This is a genomic window from Arcobacter sp. AHV-9/2010 (assembly GCF_004116575.1).
Lineage (GTDB): Bacteria > Campylobacterota > Campylobacteria > Campylobacterales > Arcobacteraceae > Aliarcobacter > Aliarcobacter skirrowii.
Window position 1 is genome coordinate 581685 of sequence record NZ_PDKH01000001.1, and the last position, 16811, is coordinate 598495.

The following is a 16811-nucleotide window of genomic DNA, read 5'->3' on the forward strand; positions in this document are numbered from 1 at the left end:
CTCTATTTGTGATACAATTATTTTTTTTATTGCGGGGGAACACTTAAATGTGTTGAGAAGGTAAAACCTGACCCTTTGAACCTGTTGGCTAATACCAGTGTAGGAAGCAAATTTTAAAGATTAAAATTTAGAACTTAATAACAAATAACTAAAATTTAATTAAAAAGGTGCTTTCAAGTGAGAGCACCTTTTTTTTTGCCAAAAATAAAAGAAAAAATATTAAAAAAAAGGATTGTTATGAAAAAAGTTTTAACCATTGCAGGATCAGACTGTATTGGTGGAGCTGGAATACAAGCTGATTTAAAAACTTTTAGTTCATTTGGAACTTATGGTATGAGTGTAGTAACTGCTGTTGTGGCTGAAAATACATTTAGTGTTGTAGAGATTCAAGATGTAACTTCTAATATGATTCAAAAACAACTTGAAGCTGTTTTTGATGATATTGTTCCAGATGTTATAAAAATTGGAATGCTTGGAAATATTGATGCAATGAGAGTTGTAAGTGAATTTTTACAAAAAGCAAAACAAACCTACAAAGATTTAAAAGTTGTTGTAGATCCTGTTATGTATGCAAAAAATGGTGCTGCTTTAATGGATATAAAAAATATGGATAGTTTAATCAAACTTATATTACCACTTGCAGATATTATTACTCCAAATATAGCAGAAGCACAACACTTAGCAAATATCAAAATAGAGTCAAAAGATGATATGAAAAAGGCTTGTAAAATTATATTTGATAAAGCTTGTAAAAATGTACTTATAAAGGGTGGAGATAGTTTTGATGCTTTGGATATTTTATTTGATGGAAACAGTTTCTTTGAATTTGAATCACCAAAAATAAAAACTACAAATACTCACGGAACTGGATGTACATTCTCATCTGCAATTGCAGCAAACTTAGCTTTAGGAAACTCTTTAAAAGATTCTATTCAAATATCAAAAGAGTATATTTATGAAGCTATAAAAAATGCGCCAAATCTAGGAAAAGGAAATGGTCCAACAAACCATTTTCATAAATTTTTTAAAGGAGAGTAGATGATAGATATTTTAGTAGATATATTAAAAGATACAAAAGATAAAAATCCCTTAATTCATCAAATTACAAACTATGTAACTGTAAATGATTGTGCAAATGTAACTTTAGCAATAGGGGCAAGTCCTGTGATGGCTGATGAGATTGATGAAGTTGAAGATTTTGTAAATATTGCATCATCTTTACTTTTAAATATTGGAACAATAAATAAAAGAGTAACAAAATCTATAAAAAAAGCATCTTCAAGAGCAAAAAGTATAAATATTCCAGTAATTCTAGACCCAGTTGGAGTTGGAGCTAGTAAGATTAGAACTTCTATTGTAAAAGAGCTTTTAAAAGAGTCAAAAGTTGATGTTTTAAGAGGAAATATATCTGAGATAAAATCAATCTTGAAAATTAGTTCAAACACAAAAGGTGTTGATGCTTCAAAAGATGATTTTGACTCAATAGAAAATCTAAGTTTCATTGCCAAAAAATTATCAAAAAAGTATAAAAATATTGTTGCAATAACAGGAGAAGTTGATATTATTAGTGATGGAAAAAGAGCTGTTGCTATTAAAAATGGGAATAATCTTTTACCAAAAATTACAGGAACTGGTTGTATGTGTTCATCTTTAATAGCTAGTTTTTGTGGAAGTTCAAATGATAAACTATTTGAAGCTACTGTTTTAGGTATATTGGTTATGGGTATTGCTGGTGAAATTGCATCTATAAATGCAAATAAAAAAAATCTTGGAACTTTTCATAAAGAGCTTTTTAATGTAATAGGAAACTTTAATGAAGAGATTTTAAGAAATATGGCAAAAATTAAAGTTTTGTCTTAAATTTAACAAAGGATAAATATGAAAAATAACAAAATATTTGCAGAGATGATGATACATATTCCACTTTGCACTCACTATGAAGCTAAAGAGGTTTTAGTTTTAGGAACTATTGATGATGCTATTGTAAATGAGGCAAAAAAGCACTCAGATGAATCAAATATAACATTCTGTAATATTGATATTCTTAAACAAAAAGAGGAAAAGAGTGTTGATACAATTATCTTAACAGATATCAAACTTGATTTCCAAACTGTTTCAGAAATTTTTAGAGTTTTAAAATCTGATGGAATTTTGACTTTTAACTCTAGCTTTTACTCTAAAGATATTGAAGCTTTAAAGAGTGATTTAGAGCTTGCTGGAAAACTATTTTGGATAGTTATGCCTTTTAATTTTGGTCATACAACTTCAATTATTGCTTCAAAAAAATATCATCCAACTGCTGATTTAAATCTAAATAGAGCTGAGTTTTTGGAAGATATGGATTATTATAGTGCAGAGATTCACTCTGCATCTTTTGTTTTTCCTGCAAAGGTTCATAAAGAGTTAACTGGTATTGCAAAAAGATAAGGAGATAAAGAAAATGCAAAATATACAAAAATGGTTAGAAGAACACAAAAACGATGAAGTAAGAACACAAATGCATTATGCTAAAAGAGGAATTATTACTCCTCACATGGAATTTGTAGCAAAAAAAGAGAACTTAAAACCTGAATTTATTAGAAGTGAAATTGCAAGAGGAAGACTTATTATTCCTGCAAATGTAAACCATATAAATCAAGAGCCAATGGCAATAGGAATTGCAAGTTCTTGTAAAATAAATGCAAATATTGGAAGCTCTGCAATTGTTAGTGATGTTCAAGGGGAGTTAGAAAAAGTTGATGTTTGTTTAAAATATGGTGCTGATACAATTATGGATTTAAGTACAGGTGGAGATTTAGATCTTATACGAAAAGCTGTAATAAACCACTCAACTGTTCCAATTGGAACAGTTCCTATTTATCAAATTTTACATGATGTAAAAGATAAAATAGAGGATTTAACAATTGAAAAGATGCTTGAAGTTATTCAAAGACAAGCAGAGCAAGGTGTTTCATACTTCACAATTCACGCTGGATTTTTACTTGAGTTTATGCCTCATATTGCAAAAAGAAAGATGGGAATAGTTTCAAGAGGTGGGAGTTTAATGGCAGCTTGGATGATGCACTATCACAAAGAGAATCCTTTTTATACAGCTTTTGACAAAATATTAGATATTTGTAGAAAGTATGATGTATCTTTATCTTTGGGTGATAGTTTAAGACCAGGATGTTTAGCAGATGCTAGTGATGAAGCACAATTAAGAGAGTTAAAAGTTCTTGGAGATTTGACTTTAAGAGCTTGGGAAAAAGATGTTCAAGTTATGATTGAAGGTCCAGGACATGTACCTTTAAATCAAATAGAGAGAAATATGAAGATAGAAAAAGAGTATTGTCATGAAGCTCCATTTTATATTTTAGGACCTCTTACAACTGATATTGGTGCTGGATATGATCATATCTCAAGTGCAATTGGTGCAGCTGTTGGTGGTTGGCATGGAGCTAGTATGCTTTGTTATGTTACTCCAAAAGAGCATTTAGGTTTACCAAATGCTGAAGATGTTAGAAATGGAATTATTGCATATAAAATTGCTGCTCATAGTGCTGATATTGCTAGAAATAGAAAAGGCTCAAGAGATATTGATGATGCAATGAGTGATGCAAGATATGCTTTTGATTGGAACAAACAGTTTGAACTAGCACTTGATCCAGATAGAGCTAGAGAGTATCACGATGAGACTTTGCCTCAAGATGTATTTAAAGAAGCAGAGTTTTGTTCTATGTGTGGACCAAAATTTTGTTCATATAAAATAACTCAAAAAATCATGAAAGATCATGGAGATAAGATAGCTTAAGGAATTAAGATGAGAGTAAACAATGAAGAGATTTCTATAGAAAAAGAGATAAGTTTGTATGAACTACTTATCTCTAAAAATTTTGAACCCTCTAAAGTTGCTGTTGAATTAAATCAAAAAATTGTTCCTAAAATTCAGTATGAGACTACTTTTTTAAAAAATAGTGATGTTTTAGAGATAGTTTGGTTTGTTGGTGGCGGATGATAAATATAGAGCTAAACGGCAAAAATATCCAAACAGAGTATAAATCTGCTTTTTCTTTAAGAGATAGTTTAAATAAAAATGCAATTATTATATTAAATGGTTTTATTTTAGAGAAAGATTTACCAATAAATAGTGGTGACTCTTTGGTGATTATTGAAAAAGGAAAAATGCCATCAAGTGATGAGTTGGAAGCTACAATGATGTCAAGGCACACTCCAAAAGTTCATCAAAAAGTAAAAAATAGCAAAGTTGCTATTGCAGGACTTGGTGGACTTGGCTCTAATATTGCTGTTATGTTAGCAAGAGTTGGAGTTGGAGAGCTTTTATTAATAGATTTTGATATTGTAGAGCCTAGCAATTTAAATAGACAAAGCTACTACATAAAACATTTAGGTATGAATAAAACAGATGCACTAAAAGAGCAGTTAAAAGAGATTAACCCATTTATAAAGATTATTACAAAAAATATAAAAATTGATGAATCAAATTTAAAAGAGCTTTTTGCCTCTTACGATATTGTTTGTGAGGCATTTGATAAAGCGGATCAAAAAGCGATGCTTATAAATGGTATTTTGCAAAATTTTCCAGACAAAAAGGTAGTCTCTGGTTCTGGAATGGCTGGATATGATAGTTCAAACAAAATTTCTACAAAAAAAGCATTAAAAAATCTATTTATTTGTGGTGATTTAGAAGCAGAAGCTAAAGTTGGAATGGGACTTATGGCTCCAAGAGTAACTATTTGTGCAGCTCATCAAGCAAATATGATTTTAAGGCTTATTTTGGGAATTTACGATGTATAAAAATAGGAAAATATTATGAACGATAGATTAAAAATAGGAAAATATGAGTTTAATTCAAGATTTATTTTAGGTTCTGGAAAATTTTCACTTCCACTTTTAAAAGCTGTTATTGAAAATGGAGAGGCGCAAATTATTACTTTGGCTTTAAGAAGAGCAAATAGTGGTGGAGTTGAAAATATTTTAGATTATATTCCAAAAAATATAACTCTGCTTCCAAACACTTCAGGTGCTATTAATAGCGATGAAGCTTTAAGAGTAGCAAGGCTTTCAAGAGAGCTTGGATGTGGAGATTTAATAAAACTAGAGATTATTAAAGACTCTAAATATCTTCTACCTGATAACTATGAGACAATAAAAGCAACTGAAAAATTAGCAAATGAAGGTTTTACAGTTTTACCATATTGTTATCCTGATTTGTATGTGGCAAGAGATTTAGTAAACGCAGGAGCAGCTGCAGTTATGCCTTTGGGTTCTTTAATAGGAAGCAATAAAGGGCTTTTAACAAAAGAGTTTATTCAAATCTTAGTAGATGAGATAGATTTACCAATTATTGTTGATGCTGGAATTGGAAGACCATCACAAGCTTGTGAAGCTATGGAGATGGGAGTTGATGCAGTTATGCTAAATACTGCTGTTGCAACAGCAAATGATATTGTTTTGATGTCAGAGGCTTTTAAAAATGCAATAAAAGCTGGAAGAGCTGCTTATTTATCAGGTCTTGGAAGAGTTTTAGACAAAGCCGAAGCTTCAAGTCCACTAACAGGTTTTTTGGGAGATGATAATTGAAAGAGATAAATCATCAACTCTTTTATAAAGATATGGAGGATATCGAATCTGATATTGAATCAATAATCACATCATCTATGCAAAATTTTGATTACTCAAAATATAGTAAAGATGATGTTAAAAGAGCCCTAAAAAAAGATAGATTAGATTTAGAAGATTTTAAAGCCCTACTTTCACCTAATGCTATAGAGTTTTTAGAGATTATGGCGCAAAGAGCAAAAGAGGAGACTAGAAAAAATTTTGGTAACTCAGTTTTACTTTTTACACCTTTATATATTGCAAATTATTGTGAAAATGAGTGTACATATTGTGGTTTTAAAGCAACAAACAAGATAAAAAGAGCCTCTTTAACAACACAAGAGCTTGAAAATGAGTTACAAACTATTGCAAAAACAGGATTAAAAGAGATTCTACTTTTAACAGGAGAAGCCAGAAGAAAATCGAGTGTTAGCTATATTGCAAGTGCTGTTAAACTTGCAAGAAAATATTTCTCAACTGTTGCTCTTGAGGTTTATCCTGTAAATTTAGATGAGTACAAACTACTTCATGAAAGTGGAGCTGATTTTGTAGCTGTTTATCAAGAGACTTACAATAGAAAAAAATATGAAGATGTTCATCTTTGGGGTTCAAAAAGAAACTTCTCTTATAGAATAAATGCTCAAGAGAGAGCCTTAAAAGCTGGATTTAGAGGAGTAGCTTTTGGAGCTTTATTAGGACTTGATGATTTTAGAAAAGATGCTTTTGCTGCTGCACTTCACGCAACACTAATTCAACAAAGATATCCTCATGCTGAAATTAGTTTTTCAGTTCCAAGATTAAGACCATATATAAACAATAAAAACAACAACTCAAATGATGTTTATGAGAAAGAGCTTCTACAAGTTATGTGTGCATATAGAATTTTTATGCCTTATGCAACAATTACAATCTCAACAAGAGAGCGAGATGTTTTTAGAGACAATGTTGTTGGTCTTGTTGCAAATAAGATCTCAGCTGGAGTAAGTGTTGGTGTTGGTGGTCATGATGAAGAGAAAAAAGGTGATGAGCAGTTTGAAATATCTGATGAAAGAAGTGTAGAAGATGTTCACACTATGATTTTAAATAAGAGTTTACAACCTGTTTATTCAAATTTTATAAGAGTTTAAAATGGCAATTATTGTAACAAATAGAAAACTTTGTTGTGATGATTTTTTAAGAAGAGTTGAACTACTTGCTAGTTCAAAAGCAAATGCAATAATTTTAAGAGAGAAGGATTTAGAAAATCGTGATTATGAATCTCTTGCAATAGAAGTTAAAAAAATTTGCCAAAAATATGGTGTGGATTTTTTTGTAAATAGCTTTATAGATGTAGCAATAAAATTAGATATAAAAAATATTCAACTCTCTTTTGATGATTTTTTAAAGTATCAAGATAGCTTAAATAGTTTTTCAAATATCTATGTATCTATTCACTCACTAACTGAAGCAAAAACTGCTCAAAGTTTAAATGCAGATGCAATTATTGCTGGGCATATTTTCGAAACTTCTTGCAAAGAGGGTTTAAAACCAAGAGGTTTGGATTTTTTAAAAGAGCTTTATGAAAATATTGATACTCCTATTATTGCAATTGGTGGGATAAATGAGAAAAATTTTAAAGATGTTTTAAAAGAGGGTGCAAAAGATTTTTGTATTATGAGTGAAAGTATGACTACGAAAAATCCAGAATCTTTTTGCGATAAATTTAAATTATAAAAGGAGTTAAAATGTCATTTTCAAGACAATTAAAACAAAAAGCTATAAAAGTTTGGGAAGATGGTTATAACCACCCATTTGTACAAGAGTTGGGAGCTGGGACTTTAGAAAAAGAGAAGTTCAAGTTTTATTTACTACAAGATTATCTCTATCTTTTAGAGTATGCAAAAGTTTTTGCAATGGCTATGACAAAAGCAGATGATGAGAAGATGCTAAGCAACTTAAGTGCTATTACAAAAGCAACTTTAGTTGATGAGATGAAACTTCACCATTTGTATATGAAAGAGTTTGGTATTAGTGATGAAGAGGTTAAAAATGTAAGAGCTAGTTTGTTTAACAGAACTTACACAGCAAATATGCTTGCAACTTCTTTAAAAGGTGATTTAGCACACACTTTAGCAACTGTATTTCCTTGTGCTTGGACATATTGTGATTATGGTAAAAGATTAAAAGAGCAATATAAAGATTCTCTTGAAAATAACTTCTATAAATCTTGGATTGATACATACTCATCAAGTGAGTTTGAAAATTCATTTGAGTGGTTTTATGATGCACTTGATGAGCTTGTAAAAAACAGAACAGAAGCTGAGAAAAAAGTGATTGAAGATATATTTATTTCAAGTGTTGAGTTTGAGTATATGTTTTGGGATATGGCTTATAATAAGCAGATGAGTTATGTAAAAAGTTAAAAAATTTGGTATAAAAAAAGGAAGCGATTTTTTCGCTTCCTTTTGGGGAAAATAAAGAAAAATACCAATTATCTTTTTGAGAATTGAGAAGATTTTCTTGCTTTTTTCTTTCCGTATTTTTTTCTCTCAACAGATCTTGCATCTCTTGTTAATAAACCATGTGGTTTTAAGATAGTTCTAAATTGCTCATCAAAAGCAACTAATGCTCTAGAGATTCCGTGTCTTACAGCATCTGCTTGAGCTGAATATCCACCACCTAAAGTTTGTACTACTACATTTACACTTGTCTCTTGTTTTGCTACATTTAATGGTTGCATAACTCTTTTTTTAATCGACTCATGTCCACCTAACCAAGTATCAAGAGTTTGACCATTGATTGTTAGTTGTCCATTACCATTTTCTAACCACACTTTTGCTATTGCAGTTTTTCTTCTTCCAGTTGCATATACTTTTGCCATTACTATTATCCTTTAATTTGAGCCGTATGAGGATGTTCACTTCCTGCATATACTTTTAATTTTTTTAACATAGCTTTACCAAGAGTAGTTTTTGGAAGCATACCTCTAGTAGCTAATTTATACAATTTTTCAGGGTTTTTTTCAAACATTTCTGACATTTTGTGAGTTTTTGTACTTCCAAAATAACCTGAGTGTGTATAGTAGTTTTTATCATCTAATTTTGCACCTGTAAATTTAGCTTTACTTGCATTAATTATTACTACATAGTCACCACAATCAACATTTGGTGTAAAACAAGGTTTATTTTTACCTCTTAAAATTGTAGCAACTTCAGTAATAATTCTTCCGAATACTTTACCTTCTGCATCAACTACAACCCAAGATCTTTCGATTTCGTTGGCTTTTGCCATTTGAGTAAATTTCATTTATTAACTCCCTTTCTTTAATGAGTTGGAATCATATTTAAGTTATCCTTATAATTAACTTAAATTAAGTATAAATTAATAATATATTTTAAAAGTTGAACCAACACCCAAAGTTGACTCTATTTTTAGATCAAAATTATGTATAGTTAAGATAGATTTCACAATAAACAGTCCCAAACCTAAAGAGTTATTCCACTCATTGTTGTTTGCCCTATAATACTTTTTAAATATATTTTCCAAATTCTCTTTTGATATTCCAATTCCCTTATCAATAACAGCTAAATAATTATCTGTAATCTCTATTGTAATATCATCTTGAGAGTATTTTAAAGCATTTTCTATTAGATTTGTAATAGCAATAGATATTAAAACCTCATCAGCTTTTATCTCTTTATCTTCTCCTAAAATATTTATATCTTGATTTTTATACTTTACTTTTAAATCACTAATTATATTTTCTAAAACTCTTTTTATTGATATATTATTTAAAACAATTGTGCTGTTGTTATCTTGAAGTTTTAGTGCAAGTCTTAACTTATCAATAATTTGTGACATCTTATTTGAGTTTGAGAAGATTTTATTTAAAAACTTCTTTTTCATATCTTTTGATAAGTTCTCATCTTCAATCAAAGTTTGACTATAACCAGAGATTACAGCAATTGGATTTTTAAACTCATGAGAAATAGCAGAGATAATATCATCTTTTTGTCTATTTGCAAGAGTTAATTTTGCAGTATGTTTTGCTTTTTCTTGCTCTCTTTTTGATAGCTTTAAAGATACTTTATTTAATAACTTTGCAATCTTATAAAACTCATAAGTATAGTTTGATTTTAGAGGTATTGGAGTTTTTTTATTTTTTATATCTTTTAAAAAATCGAGTATTAAATCTGTCTCTTTTTTTATTTTTAGACTAATAAAATAGGTTGCCAAAAAAGCTAAAAATAGAAATAGTAAAATATATATAAAAATCTCAATTGTGAGTGATTTAAAATTATCTGTTATTTTATTTGTATAGTCAGCCATTCTTATATAGTAAGTTTTACCATCTATTTCAATTTTTTTTGCAATATATAGTAAATCTTTTCCTAAAGTTTCAGAGACTCTTGTATCTTTTCCAATACCAATATTTTTTGCCTCTATAATTTCAACTCTATTTGCATGGTTTTTTATATCATCCAAATTTTTATGACTCTCTGCTATTACATTTCCAAGCTCATCTATTACAGATACTCTTAAAGCTAGAACTTGACTCAAGTTTAAAACCACACTATTTAAACCGTTTATATCTTTACTATTTTGTAAAACAACAGCCAAGGTATCCAAATTTTGTATTAGATTTTTCTCAATTTGATTTATATATAAATTTTTTGCCCAAAAATATGTAGCTAGGGTTAGAGTGATTAAAATAGCAATAAATATTGCTAGATAAGTTCGTAAAAATAGTTGATGAATCTTTAACAAAAAATATATCCCTCTCCACGAACAGCTTTTATATAGTTCTTTTTAGCTTTTGGATCTATTTTTGATTTTAATCTTTTTATTGCAACATTTACAGTCTTCTCTTTTTTATCAAAAGAGTCTTTCCAAACTTTTTCAAGTAGATAATCTCTTGAAAGAAGAATATCTTGGTTGTTTATAAACTCAAACAGCAAAGAGCTCTCAAGTTGAGTTAGTTCAATCTCTTTATTATCAATATAAAACTTTTTATTTGCAAAGTTATATAAAATATCTTTTGCTTTTATAAACTCAAGCTCTTTTGAAGTTCTTTTTATTACAGCTTTTACTCTAGCAATTAGCTCTTTTAGATTAAAAGGTTTAGTAATATAATCATCTGCAAATGCTTCAAACCCCTCTAAAACATCATTCTCTTTATCTTTTGCAGTTATGTAAATAACTGGATTAGAGTAACCACTTACTCTTAACTCTTTTATAAATGTAGTTCCTTCAATATTTGGAAGATTTCTATCCATTAAGATTAAATCTATGTTCTCCTCATCCAAAACTTTTCTTACATTTTTATCAATATTTAAAAATCCAATAGTATCATAACCCTCTTTTTGTAGTGTGTACTCAAGAAGTTCAAGCATATCCTCTTCATCTTCAACTATAAGAATTAATTTTTTCATTTTATCTCATCTGCTTTTTTATCATTTATTGGTGAAAATTTTATAGATAATATTCTAAACAAAAAGAAGACAAATATTACAAATAGTAAGAATACAATATCAAAGTAGTCTCTATTTTTATTTGCTGATAAAATTACAACTTCTCTAATTAAAAATATTATAAAAATATCAATAACATATCTAAGTCTTAATGTCTCTTTTTTTATAAAATCTGAAATCATCTTAACAACTTCCATAATCACAATAAACTCAAGCATAAGTATAATTGCTCTATAAAAGTCGTGTCCAGCTATGAATATCACTAAAAATATTACAGTAGCAACCAAAACTTCAAAGTTTGAACTAAAGTAGTCGGAGATTTTTTGTATAGCTTTTTTCATGCAAAAATTATATCATAAGAATTATGATTGAACCATATCTCCACCTAGTTTTGCAAACTGAAGCAAACTAGCTATTGATACAGATCTATCTGCAATTTTTTCTAATCTTCTTAAGCTACTTAAAATATCAAAATACTCTTTTGAAAGATCTAGCTTTTGAGTGATTAGTTTTAAAATATTTTTCTCAATCATCAAGTATAAATCATCTGTTTTACTCTCTTCTACAACAACTCTTTGATACTTCTGTTCAACTTGTTTTAAATCTTGCTCATCAATTATAGATACCGCTGTTTTTGTAGATAACAGAGCTGATTTTAGAAGTGGAATTGTGTACTCTAAAATAGTATTTGTATCTAAATCTTCACTATAAGATCTTCTAAACATCTTTGCAAAATCTTTTGTATTTGCAGCTGTTCTTACTAGCTCATTTGTAATTTTTAAAAAAGCAACCATTCTTCTTAAATCTCTTGCCTCTGGTGCATATAAAGCCAAAGTTGTGATAATAATATTATCTAGTTCATTTGATTTTGCAAGAAATTTTTTCTCACTAATTTCAACATTTTTTAGATTCTCTATCTTTCTTTCATTTAAAGATTTTAAACAAACCTCTAAAGCTTCAACAACATCTAATCCTAGTTTCTCTACTTCACTTTTTATAAGTTTTAACTTCTCTTCATAAGGTTTTAACATTATCCAAATCTCCCTGTAATATAATCTTCTGTTTTTTTATTTGTAGGATTAACAAATATTGTCTCTGTTATATCGTATTCTATTAATTTTCCTAAGTGAAAAAACGCCGTATAATCAGCAACTCTTGCAGCTTGTTGCATATTGTGAGTTACAGTAATGATTGTATAATCTTGTTTTAACTCAAGCATAAGTGCTTCAATTTTCTCTGTACTAATTGGATCAAGAGCAGATGTTGGCTCATCCATTAAAATAACTTCTGGTTTAATAGCAATCGTTCTTGCAATACAAAGTCTTTGTTGCTGACCACCTGAAAGTGATGTTCCTGGATTTTGTAACTTATCTTTTACCTCATTCCAAAGACCTGATTTAATAAGTGAAGTTTCAACCAACTCATCGCACTCTTTTCCTTTTTTTACCATTCCATGTTTTAGTGGTGCATAAGCAACATTATCATAGATAGATTTTGGAAAAGGATTTGGTTGTTGAAATACCATTCCAACTCTTTTTCTAACACTTACCTCATCAACATCTTTATCATAGATATTTTTTTTATCTATTACAATTTTTCCATCAATTTTAACATTTGGAATTAAATCATTCATTCTATTTATACATCTTAAAAATGTAGATTTTCCACAACCAGATGGTCCAATTAGTGCTGTAATTTTGTTTTGATACAAATTTACATTAATATCAAATAGTGCTTGATTTGATCCATAATACAAATTCAAATTTTTTACATCTATTTTTGTTTTATTATCTGTACTCATTTTTTTCCTTTTACCATTTTACTTCAAATTTTTTTCGCAAATATATAGCTATTGCATTTAGTGAAATTAATATTGACAATAGAACCAAAATTCCAGCTGCTGTTTTTTCTATATACATACCCTCAGGCATTCCAGCCCAAGTAAAAAGCTGTGCTGGCATAACTGTTGCCGCCCCAGTAACCATCGAAGGAGCATCAGGAATAAATGCAATCATTCCAATAATAATTAGTGGTGCTGTCTCTCCCATAGCTTGAGCTAAGCCAATAATTGAACCTGTCATTATCCCTGGAAATGCAAGTGGTAAGACATGATCTTTAGTTACTTGAATTTTATTTAATCCCAAACCATATCCAGCTTGTCTTATATTATCTGGAACAGCTCTTAATGCTGCTCTTGAACTTACTATTATAATAGGAAGTGTCATAAGAGCTAAAGTTAAACCTCCAACTAAAGGTGAACTTCTAGGCATTCCAAAAAGATTTATAAAAATTGCAAGACCTAAAAGTCCAAATAAAATTGAAGGAATTGCTGCAAGGTTATTTATGTTTATTTCAATAAATCTTGTAAATTTATTATCATTTGCAAACTCTTCAAGATAAATAGCTGTCATAACTCCAATAGGAAATGCAACTGCCATAGTTATAATCAAAGTTAAAATAGACCCAACAATTGCAGAAAAAAGTCCTGCATATTCTGGAATCTTTGAGTCACCATTTGTAAAGAATATTGCATTAAATCTCTTTTCAATTAAACCTTGATTATAAAGTTCATCAACTTTTGCTCTATCTTTACTCTTTAAAGTATTGTGATGCTCTTTTAGATATTGATCAACTTGACTATTTGCTAAAACCCAAAGAGTTTGTGTTGTATTCAAATACTCTGGATTTTTTTCTAAAAGTTTTGGAATATCTCTTAACCAAGCTCTTGAAACCAAAGTTCTATAATCTCTTGATACTGCTAATCTTGTATCCTCTAAAGTTTTTTGATTAAATGTAACTTCTGTTTTAATATAAGCCACATTAAAAGCAGGAACTCCTTTTGCAATCATATCAAATAGGAAAAATGCTAAAAATGCTATTGAAAAGATTAAAGAAGTTAAGGTAAACTTTTTAAATCTTTTTGCACTTTTATGTCTTCTTTTTAAAGTTGGATCATAAAATGGATTGTATTGTTTGTTTCTCTTTTTTCTTTTAATCATAATGTATTCACTTTATATTTTTCTTTAAATTTTCTAATTAGAGATAGTGAGATCATGTTAAGTATTAAAGTAACAATAAACAACATTAATCCCAATGCAAATGCTGAAAGTGTTTCAGGCGAATTAAATTCAAAATCTCCAACTAAACTATTTACTATTGTAACAGTAACCGTTGTCATATCTTCAAGAGGATTTATAGATAAATTTGGTCTAAGCCCTGCTGCCATAACAACAATCATAGTCTCTCCCAAAGCCCTTGATAGTGCAAGAAGTGATGCTGATATAATTCCAGGCATTGCACTTGGAATTACAATATTTTTAATAGTCTCTGATTGTGTCATTCCAAGAGCAAAAGCTGCTTTTCTTTGAGCATCTGGAACAGCTCTTATAACATCATCACTTAAAGAAGATACTAAAGGAATAATCATAATCCCCATAACAACTCCAGATGCTAATGCACTATTAAAAGCAGCATCAACTCCAAAATATCCTGCAATCTCAACAATTATTGGAGCAACTGTAATAGCTGCAAAGAATCCATAAACAACCGTTGGAATACCAGCAAGAACCTCTAAAATAGGTTTTAAATAATCCCTAAAAGTAGAACTTGCATACTCACTCATATAAATTGCACTTCCAAGTCCAATTGGAATTGCTACAAGTAGAGCAATTGTTGTTATTACAAATGTTCCTGCAAATATTGGTAATGCTCCAAACTGGCTACCAGCAGTTCCTGGTGTCCACTGTGTTCCTGTAAGAAAATACCAAAAACTTCTTAGTTTAAAAAACTCTATTGCTTCAAATAATATTGAAAACAAAATCCCAAAAGTAGTTAAAATAGAGATAACAGCTGCAAGTATTAATGCAGATTTTATAAGTTTCTCATTTAACTCTCTTTGTTTTTTTCTTGATTCAAAAGTACTCAACACTTTTACCTTCTATTAAATTTTGTGTATTATATTTGTAATCGATTACAATATGATTACAATATTTTATGTTTACAAAACCTTATATATTGGCTCTTTTGAACTCTTTGACTCTTTTTTTAACTCACTTAAGACCTGATCAAAATCATCTATTTTTGAGCTACTATCTACTTTGATAATTGCACTTGATACAGATAGAAGTTTAAACTCTCTTGTTGTTCCAAATCTATCTTTTGCAACAATATAACCCCTTTGTTTATCCTCATTTGAGTACAAATTTTTTACACTATTTTCAAACTCATTTTGAACCTCTAAAGTTAGTTCAACTATATCTTTTTTATTATCTTTTTTTAATCCTACAAAAAAATCATCGCCACCAATATGTGCTACAAATGAATCTTTTGGATACTTTTTTTGTAGAATTTCTGAAAATATCACTATTGCTCTATCGCCTTGTCTAAATCCACAAACATCATTAAATGGTTTAAAATCATTAAAATCAAAATATATAATATGTGTCTCATCTTCTAAATATCTATTCTCAAAAGTATCGCTTATAAACTTCTCTATTTGATTATTTCCAGGAAGTTTTGTAAGTGGATTTTGATTTGCAACTATTTGAAGATTTCTTTGATATGAGAGATTTAATAAAGAGTTTAAGTTTATAAACCCTTTATATTTTTCACCTTCTGTTATAAATATTCCCAAAGAGTTATTGAAATTTAAATTATACATCTCTAAAATTTTATCAATTCCCCAAGATACCTCAACGCTTAAAGCAGGTTTTATATATTTTAATAGCGTTGAAGAGAATGTCTTATTTTGTGCAAGTGCAAAACCATATTGTGAGTATGAAATCTCTTTGATATCACTTTCGTTTATAACTCCTAAAAAATATCCAAACTCATCTACAATTGGTACAAAATTGTGTTTAGTTCTTTTTTTAAAGTGTAAAAACAGATCATGCAAAGATGTATTTACATCTAAAGCATCTATTTTATCTATATATTTATCATCAATATGATTATTCTGTTTTACTCTTTGATCCTCTTGTATTAAATCTTGGATATTTTTATAAACATCTAAAATCTCATCAATATTTTTTGTTGGTTTTTGTACTAAATATCCTTGCATAAAATCAGCACCAATATCTTTACAAGTATAAAACTCTTGAACTGTTTCAATTCCCTCTGCAATAACTTTCATTCCCATAATATGAGCCATCTCTATAATTGAAGAACAAAAGAGTTTTTTCTTTGAATCTTGGTCAATATTTGATATAAAAAATCTATCAAGTTTTATAATATGTGCTTCACTAAAATATAGTAATTTTAAACCAGAAACTCCTATTCCAAAATCATCTATGGCTATTTTGTAACCACTTGATTTATATCTTTGTAGCATTGATGACAAAGCATTTTGCTCAATTGGTGTTCCCTTTTCACTCAACTCAAAAAAAATTCTATCTTTTGTTAAATTATATTTTTTTAAAATTCTTTCTGTATTTCCTTGAGAGTAGTTTTTGTTATAAATTATTCTATTATCTAAATTGTAAAATAGTTTTAGATTTTTAATATCTATTTTAGAGAACTTCTCTATGGCTTTCTCTCTTAACTCTAAATCAAACTCATATAGGTAGTTTTCATTAAATACTAAATCAAACAGATCATCAATTGTACTTACTTTTGGAATATTTTGAACATCTCTTAAAAGTGCTTCTACTGCATAAGTTTTGCCATTATGTGCGTAAACAATGGGCTGAAAAGCATAATCTAGCTTATCAATAATCTTACTACAATTTGGCATATATTGGATTTCCTATTTTTATTTGAAAGATT

Annotated in this window: 20 protein-coding genes and 1 riboswitch; of the genes, 10 read left to right on the forward strand and 10 right to left on the reverse strand. The window is 29.0% G+C overall.

What is annotated here, in order from left to right; translation table 11 throughout:
* The first annotated feature begins 23 nt into the window (after positions 1–23).
* Positions 24–123: riboswitch (TPP riboswitch) on the forward strand.
* A gap of 114 nt (positions 124–237) precedes the next feature.
* The 10 genes from thiD to tenA are packed head-to-tail and all read left to right on the forward strand — an operon-like array spanning position 238 to position 8000.
* Positions 238–1038 (forward strand): bifunctional hydroxymethylpyrimidine kinase/phosphomethylpyrimidine kinase, encoded by an 801-nt coding sequence (thiD, locus tag CRU94_RS03125; protein ID WP_129105349.1) that lies wholly within the window; start codon positions 238–240, stop codon positions 1036–1038.
* Complete coding sequence (thiM, locus tag CRU94_RS03130) at positions 1039–1860, forward strand: hydroxyethylthiazole kinase (RefSeq protein ID WP_129105350.1); 822 nt, start codon at positions 1039–1041, stop codon at positions 1858–1860.
* Positions 1861–1878: 18 nt separating this feature from the next.
* Complete coding sequence (locus CRU94_RS03135; RefSeq protein WP_129105351.1) at positions 1879–2427, forward strand: spermine/spermidine synthase domain-containing protein; 549 nt, start codon at positions 1879–1881, stop codon at positions 2425–2427.
* A gap of 13 nt (positions 2428–2440) precedes the next feature.
* Positions 2441–3790: a phosphomethylpyrimidine synthase ThiC gene (gene thiC / locus CRU94_RS03140; protein ID WP_129105352.1), complete on the forward strand. Its 1350-nt coding sequence runs from the start codon at positions 2441–2443 to the stop codon at positions 3788–3790.
* Between the two features lie 9 nt (positions 3791–3799).
* Complete coding sequence (gene thiS, locus CRU94_RS03145) at positions 3800–3994, forward strand: sulfur carrier protein ThiS (protein ID WP_129105353.1); 195 nt, start codon at positions 3800–3802, stop codon at positions 3992–3994.
* Positions 3994–4794, forward strand: coding sequence for a sulfur carrier protein ThiS adenylyltransferase ThiF (thiF, locus tag CRU94_RS03150; protein ID WP_164966555.1), 801 nt, complete (start codon positions 3994–3996; stop codon positions 4792–4794). The genes thiS and thiF overlap by 1 nt, the downstream gene beginning before the upstream one ends.
* 15 nt (positions 4795–4809) lie before the next feature.
* Positions 4810–5580, forward strand: coding sequence for a thiazole synthase (locus CRU94_RS03155; protein ID WP_129105355.1), 771 nt, complete (start codon positions 4810–4812; stop codon positions 5578–5580).
* Between the two features lie 32 nt (positions 5581–5612).
* A complete protein-coding gene (thiH, locus tag CRU94_RS03160; RefSeq protein WP_129105476.1) occupies positions 5613–6725 on the forward strand; it encodes a 2-iminoacetate synthase ThiH in 1113 nt (370 codons plus the stop codon).
* 1 nt (position 6726) lies between these two features.
* A complete protein-coding gene (locus tag CRU94_RS03165; RefSeq protein WP_129105356.1) occupies positions 6727–7311 on the forward strand; it encodes a thiamine phosphate synthase in 585 nt (194 codons plus the stop codon).
* Positions 7312–7322: 11 nt separating this feature from the next.
* Positions 7323–8000 (forward strand): thiaminase II, encoded by a 678-nt coding sequence (tenA, locus tag CRU94_RS03170; RefSeq protein WP_129105357.1) that lies wholly within the window; start codon positions 7323–7325, stop codon positions 7998–8000.
* Between the two features lie 68 nt (positions 8001–8068).
* Here tenA and rpsI read toward each other — a convergent pair whose 3' ends face one another.
* The 10 genes from rpsI to CRU94_RS03220 all read right to left on the reverse strand — a co-directional run bounded on the left by rpsI (position 8069) and on the right by CRU94_RS03220 (position 16779).
* Entirely contained in the window at positions 8069–8458 is a 390-nt protein-coding gene (gene rpsI, locus CRU94_RS03175) for a 30S ribosomal protein S9 (protein WP_129105358.1), read from the reverse strand.
* A 5-nt stretch (positions 8459–8463) separates the two neighbouring features.
* Positions 8464–8883 carry a 50S ribosomal protein L13 gene (rplM, locus tag CRU94_RS03180; RefSeq protein WP_066160236.1) on the reverse strand — a complete coding sequence of 140 codons (420 nt, stop codon included), beginning with the start codon at positions 8881–8883 and terminating at the stop codon, positions 8464–8466.
* Positions 8884–8958: 75 nt separating this feature from the next.
* On the reverse strand, positions 8959–10344 hold the full coding sequence (locus CRU94_RS03185) for a sensor histidine kinase (RefSeq protein WP_129105359.1): 1386 nt from the start codon (positions 10342–10344) through the stop codon (positions 8959–8961).
* Positions 10338–11009: a response regulator transcription factor gene (locus CRU94_RS03190; RefSeq protein ID WP_129105360.1), complete on the reverse strand. Its 672-nt coding sequence runs from the start codon at positions 11007–11009 to the stop codon at positions 10338–10340. The genes CRU94_RS03185 and CRU94_RS03190 overlap by 7 nt, the downstream gene beginning before the upstream one ends.
* Positions 11006–11389 (reverse strand): phosphate-starvation-inducible PsiE family protein, encoded by a 384-nt coding sequence (locus tag CRU94_RS03195; protein ID WP_129105361.1) that lies wholly within the window; start codon positions 11387–11389, stop codon positions 11006–11008. Before CRU94_RS03195 ends, CRU94_RS03190 begins: the two co-directional genes overlap by 4 nt.
* Before the next feature lie 21 nt (positions 11390–11410).
* Positions 11411–12079 (reverse strand): phosphate signaling complex PhoU family protein, encoded by a 669-nt coding sequence (locus CRU94_RS03200; RefSeq protein ID WP_129105362.1) that lies wholly within the window; start codon positions 12077–12079, stop codon positions 11411–11413.
* A complete protein-coding gene (gene pstB / locus CRU94_RS03205) occupies positions 12079–12849 on the reverse strand; it encodes a phosphate ABC transporter ATP-binding protein PstB (protein ID WP_129105363.1) in 771 nt (256 codons plus the stop codon). The genes CRU94_RS03200 and pstB overlap by 1 nt, the downstream gene beginning before the upstream one ends.
* 10 nt (positions 12850–12859) lie before the next feature.
* Complete coding sequence (gene pstA / locus CRU94_RS03210; protein WP_164966553.1) at positions 12860–14047, reverse strand: phosphate ABC transporter permease PstA; 1188 nt, start codon at positions 14045–14047, stop codon at positions 12860–12862.
* On the reverse strand, positions 14044–14973 hold the full coding sequence (gene pstC / locus CRU94_RS03215) for a phosphate ABC transporter permease subunit PstC (protein WP_129105364.1): 930 nt from the start codon (positions 14971–14973) through the stop codon (positions 14044–14046). The genes pstA and pstC overlap by 4 nt, the downstream gene beginning before the upstream one ends.
* 72 nt (positions 14974–15045) lie before the next feature.
* Positions 15046–16779, reverse strand: coding sequence for an EAL domain-containing protein (locus CRU94_RS03220; RefSeq protein WP_129105365.1), 1734 nt, complete (start codon positions 16777–16779; stop codon positions 15046–15048).
* Positions 16780–16811 lie beyond the last annotated feature (32 nt).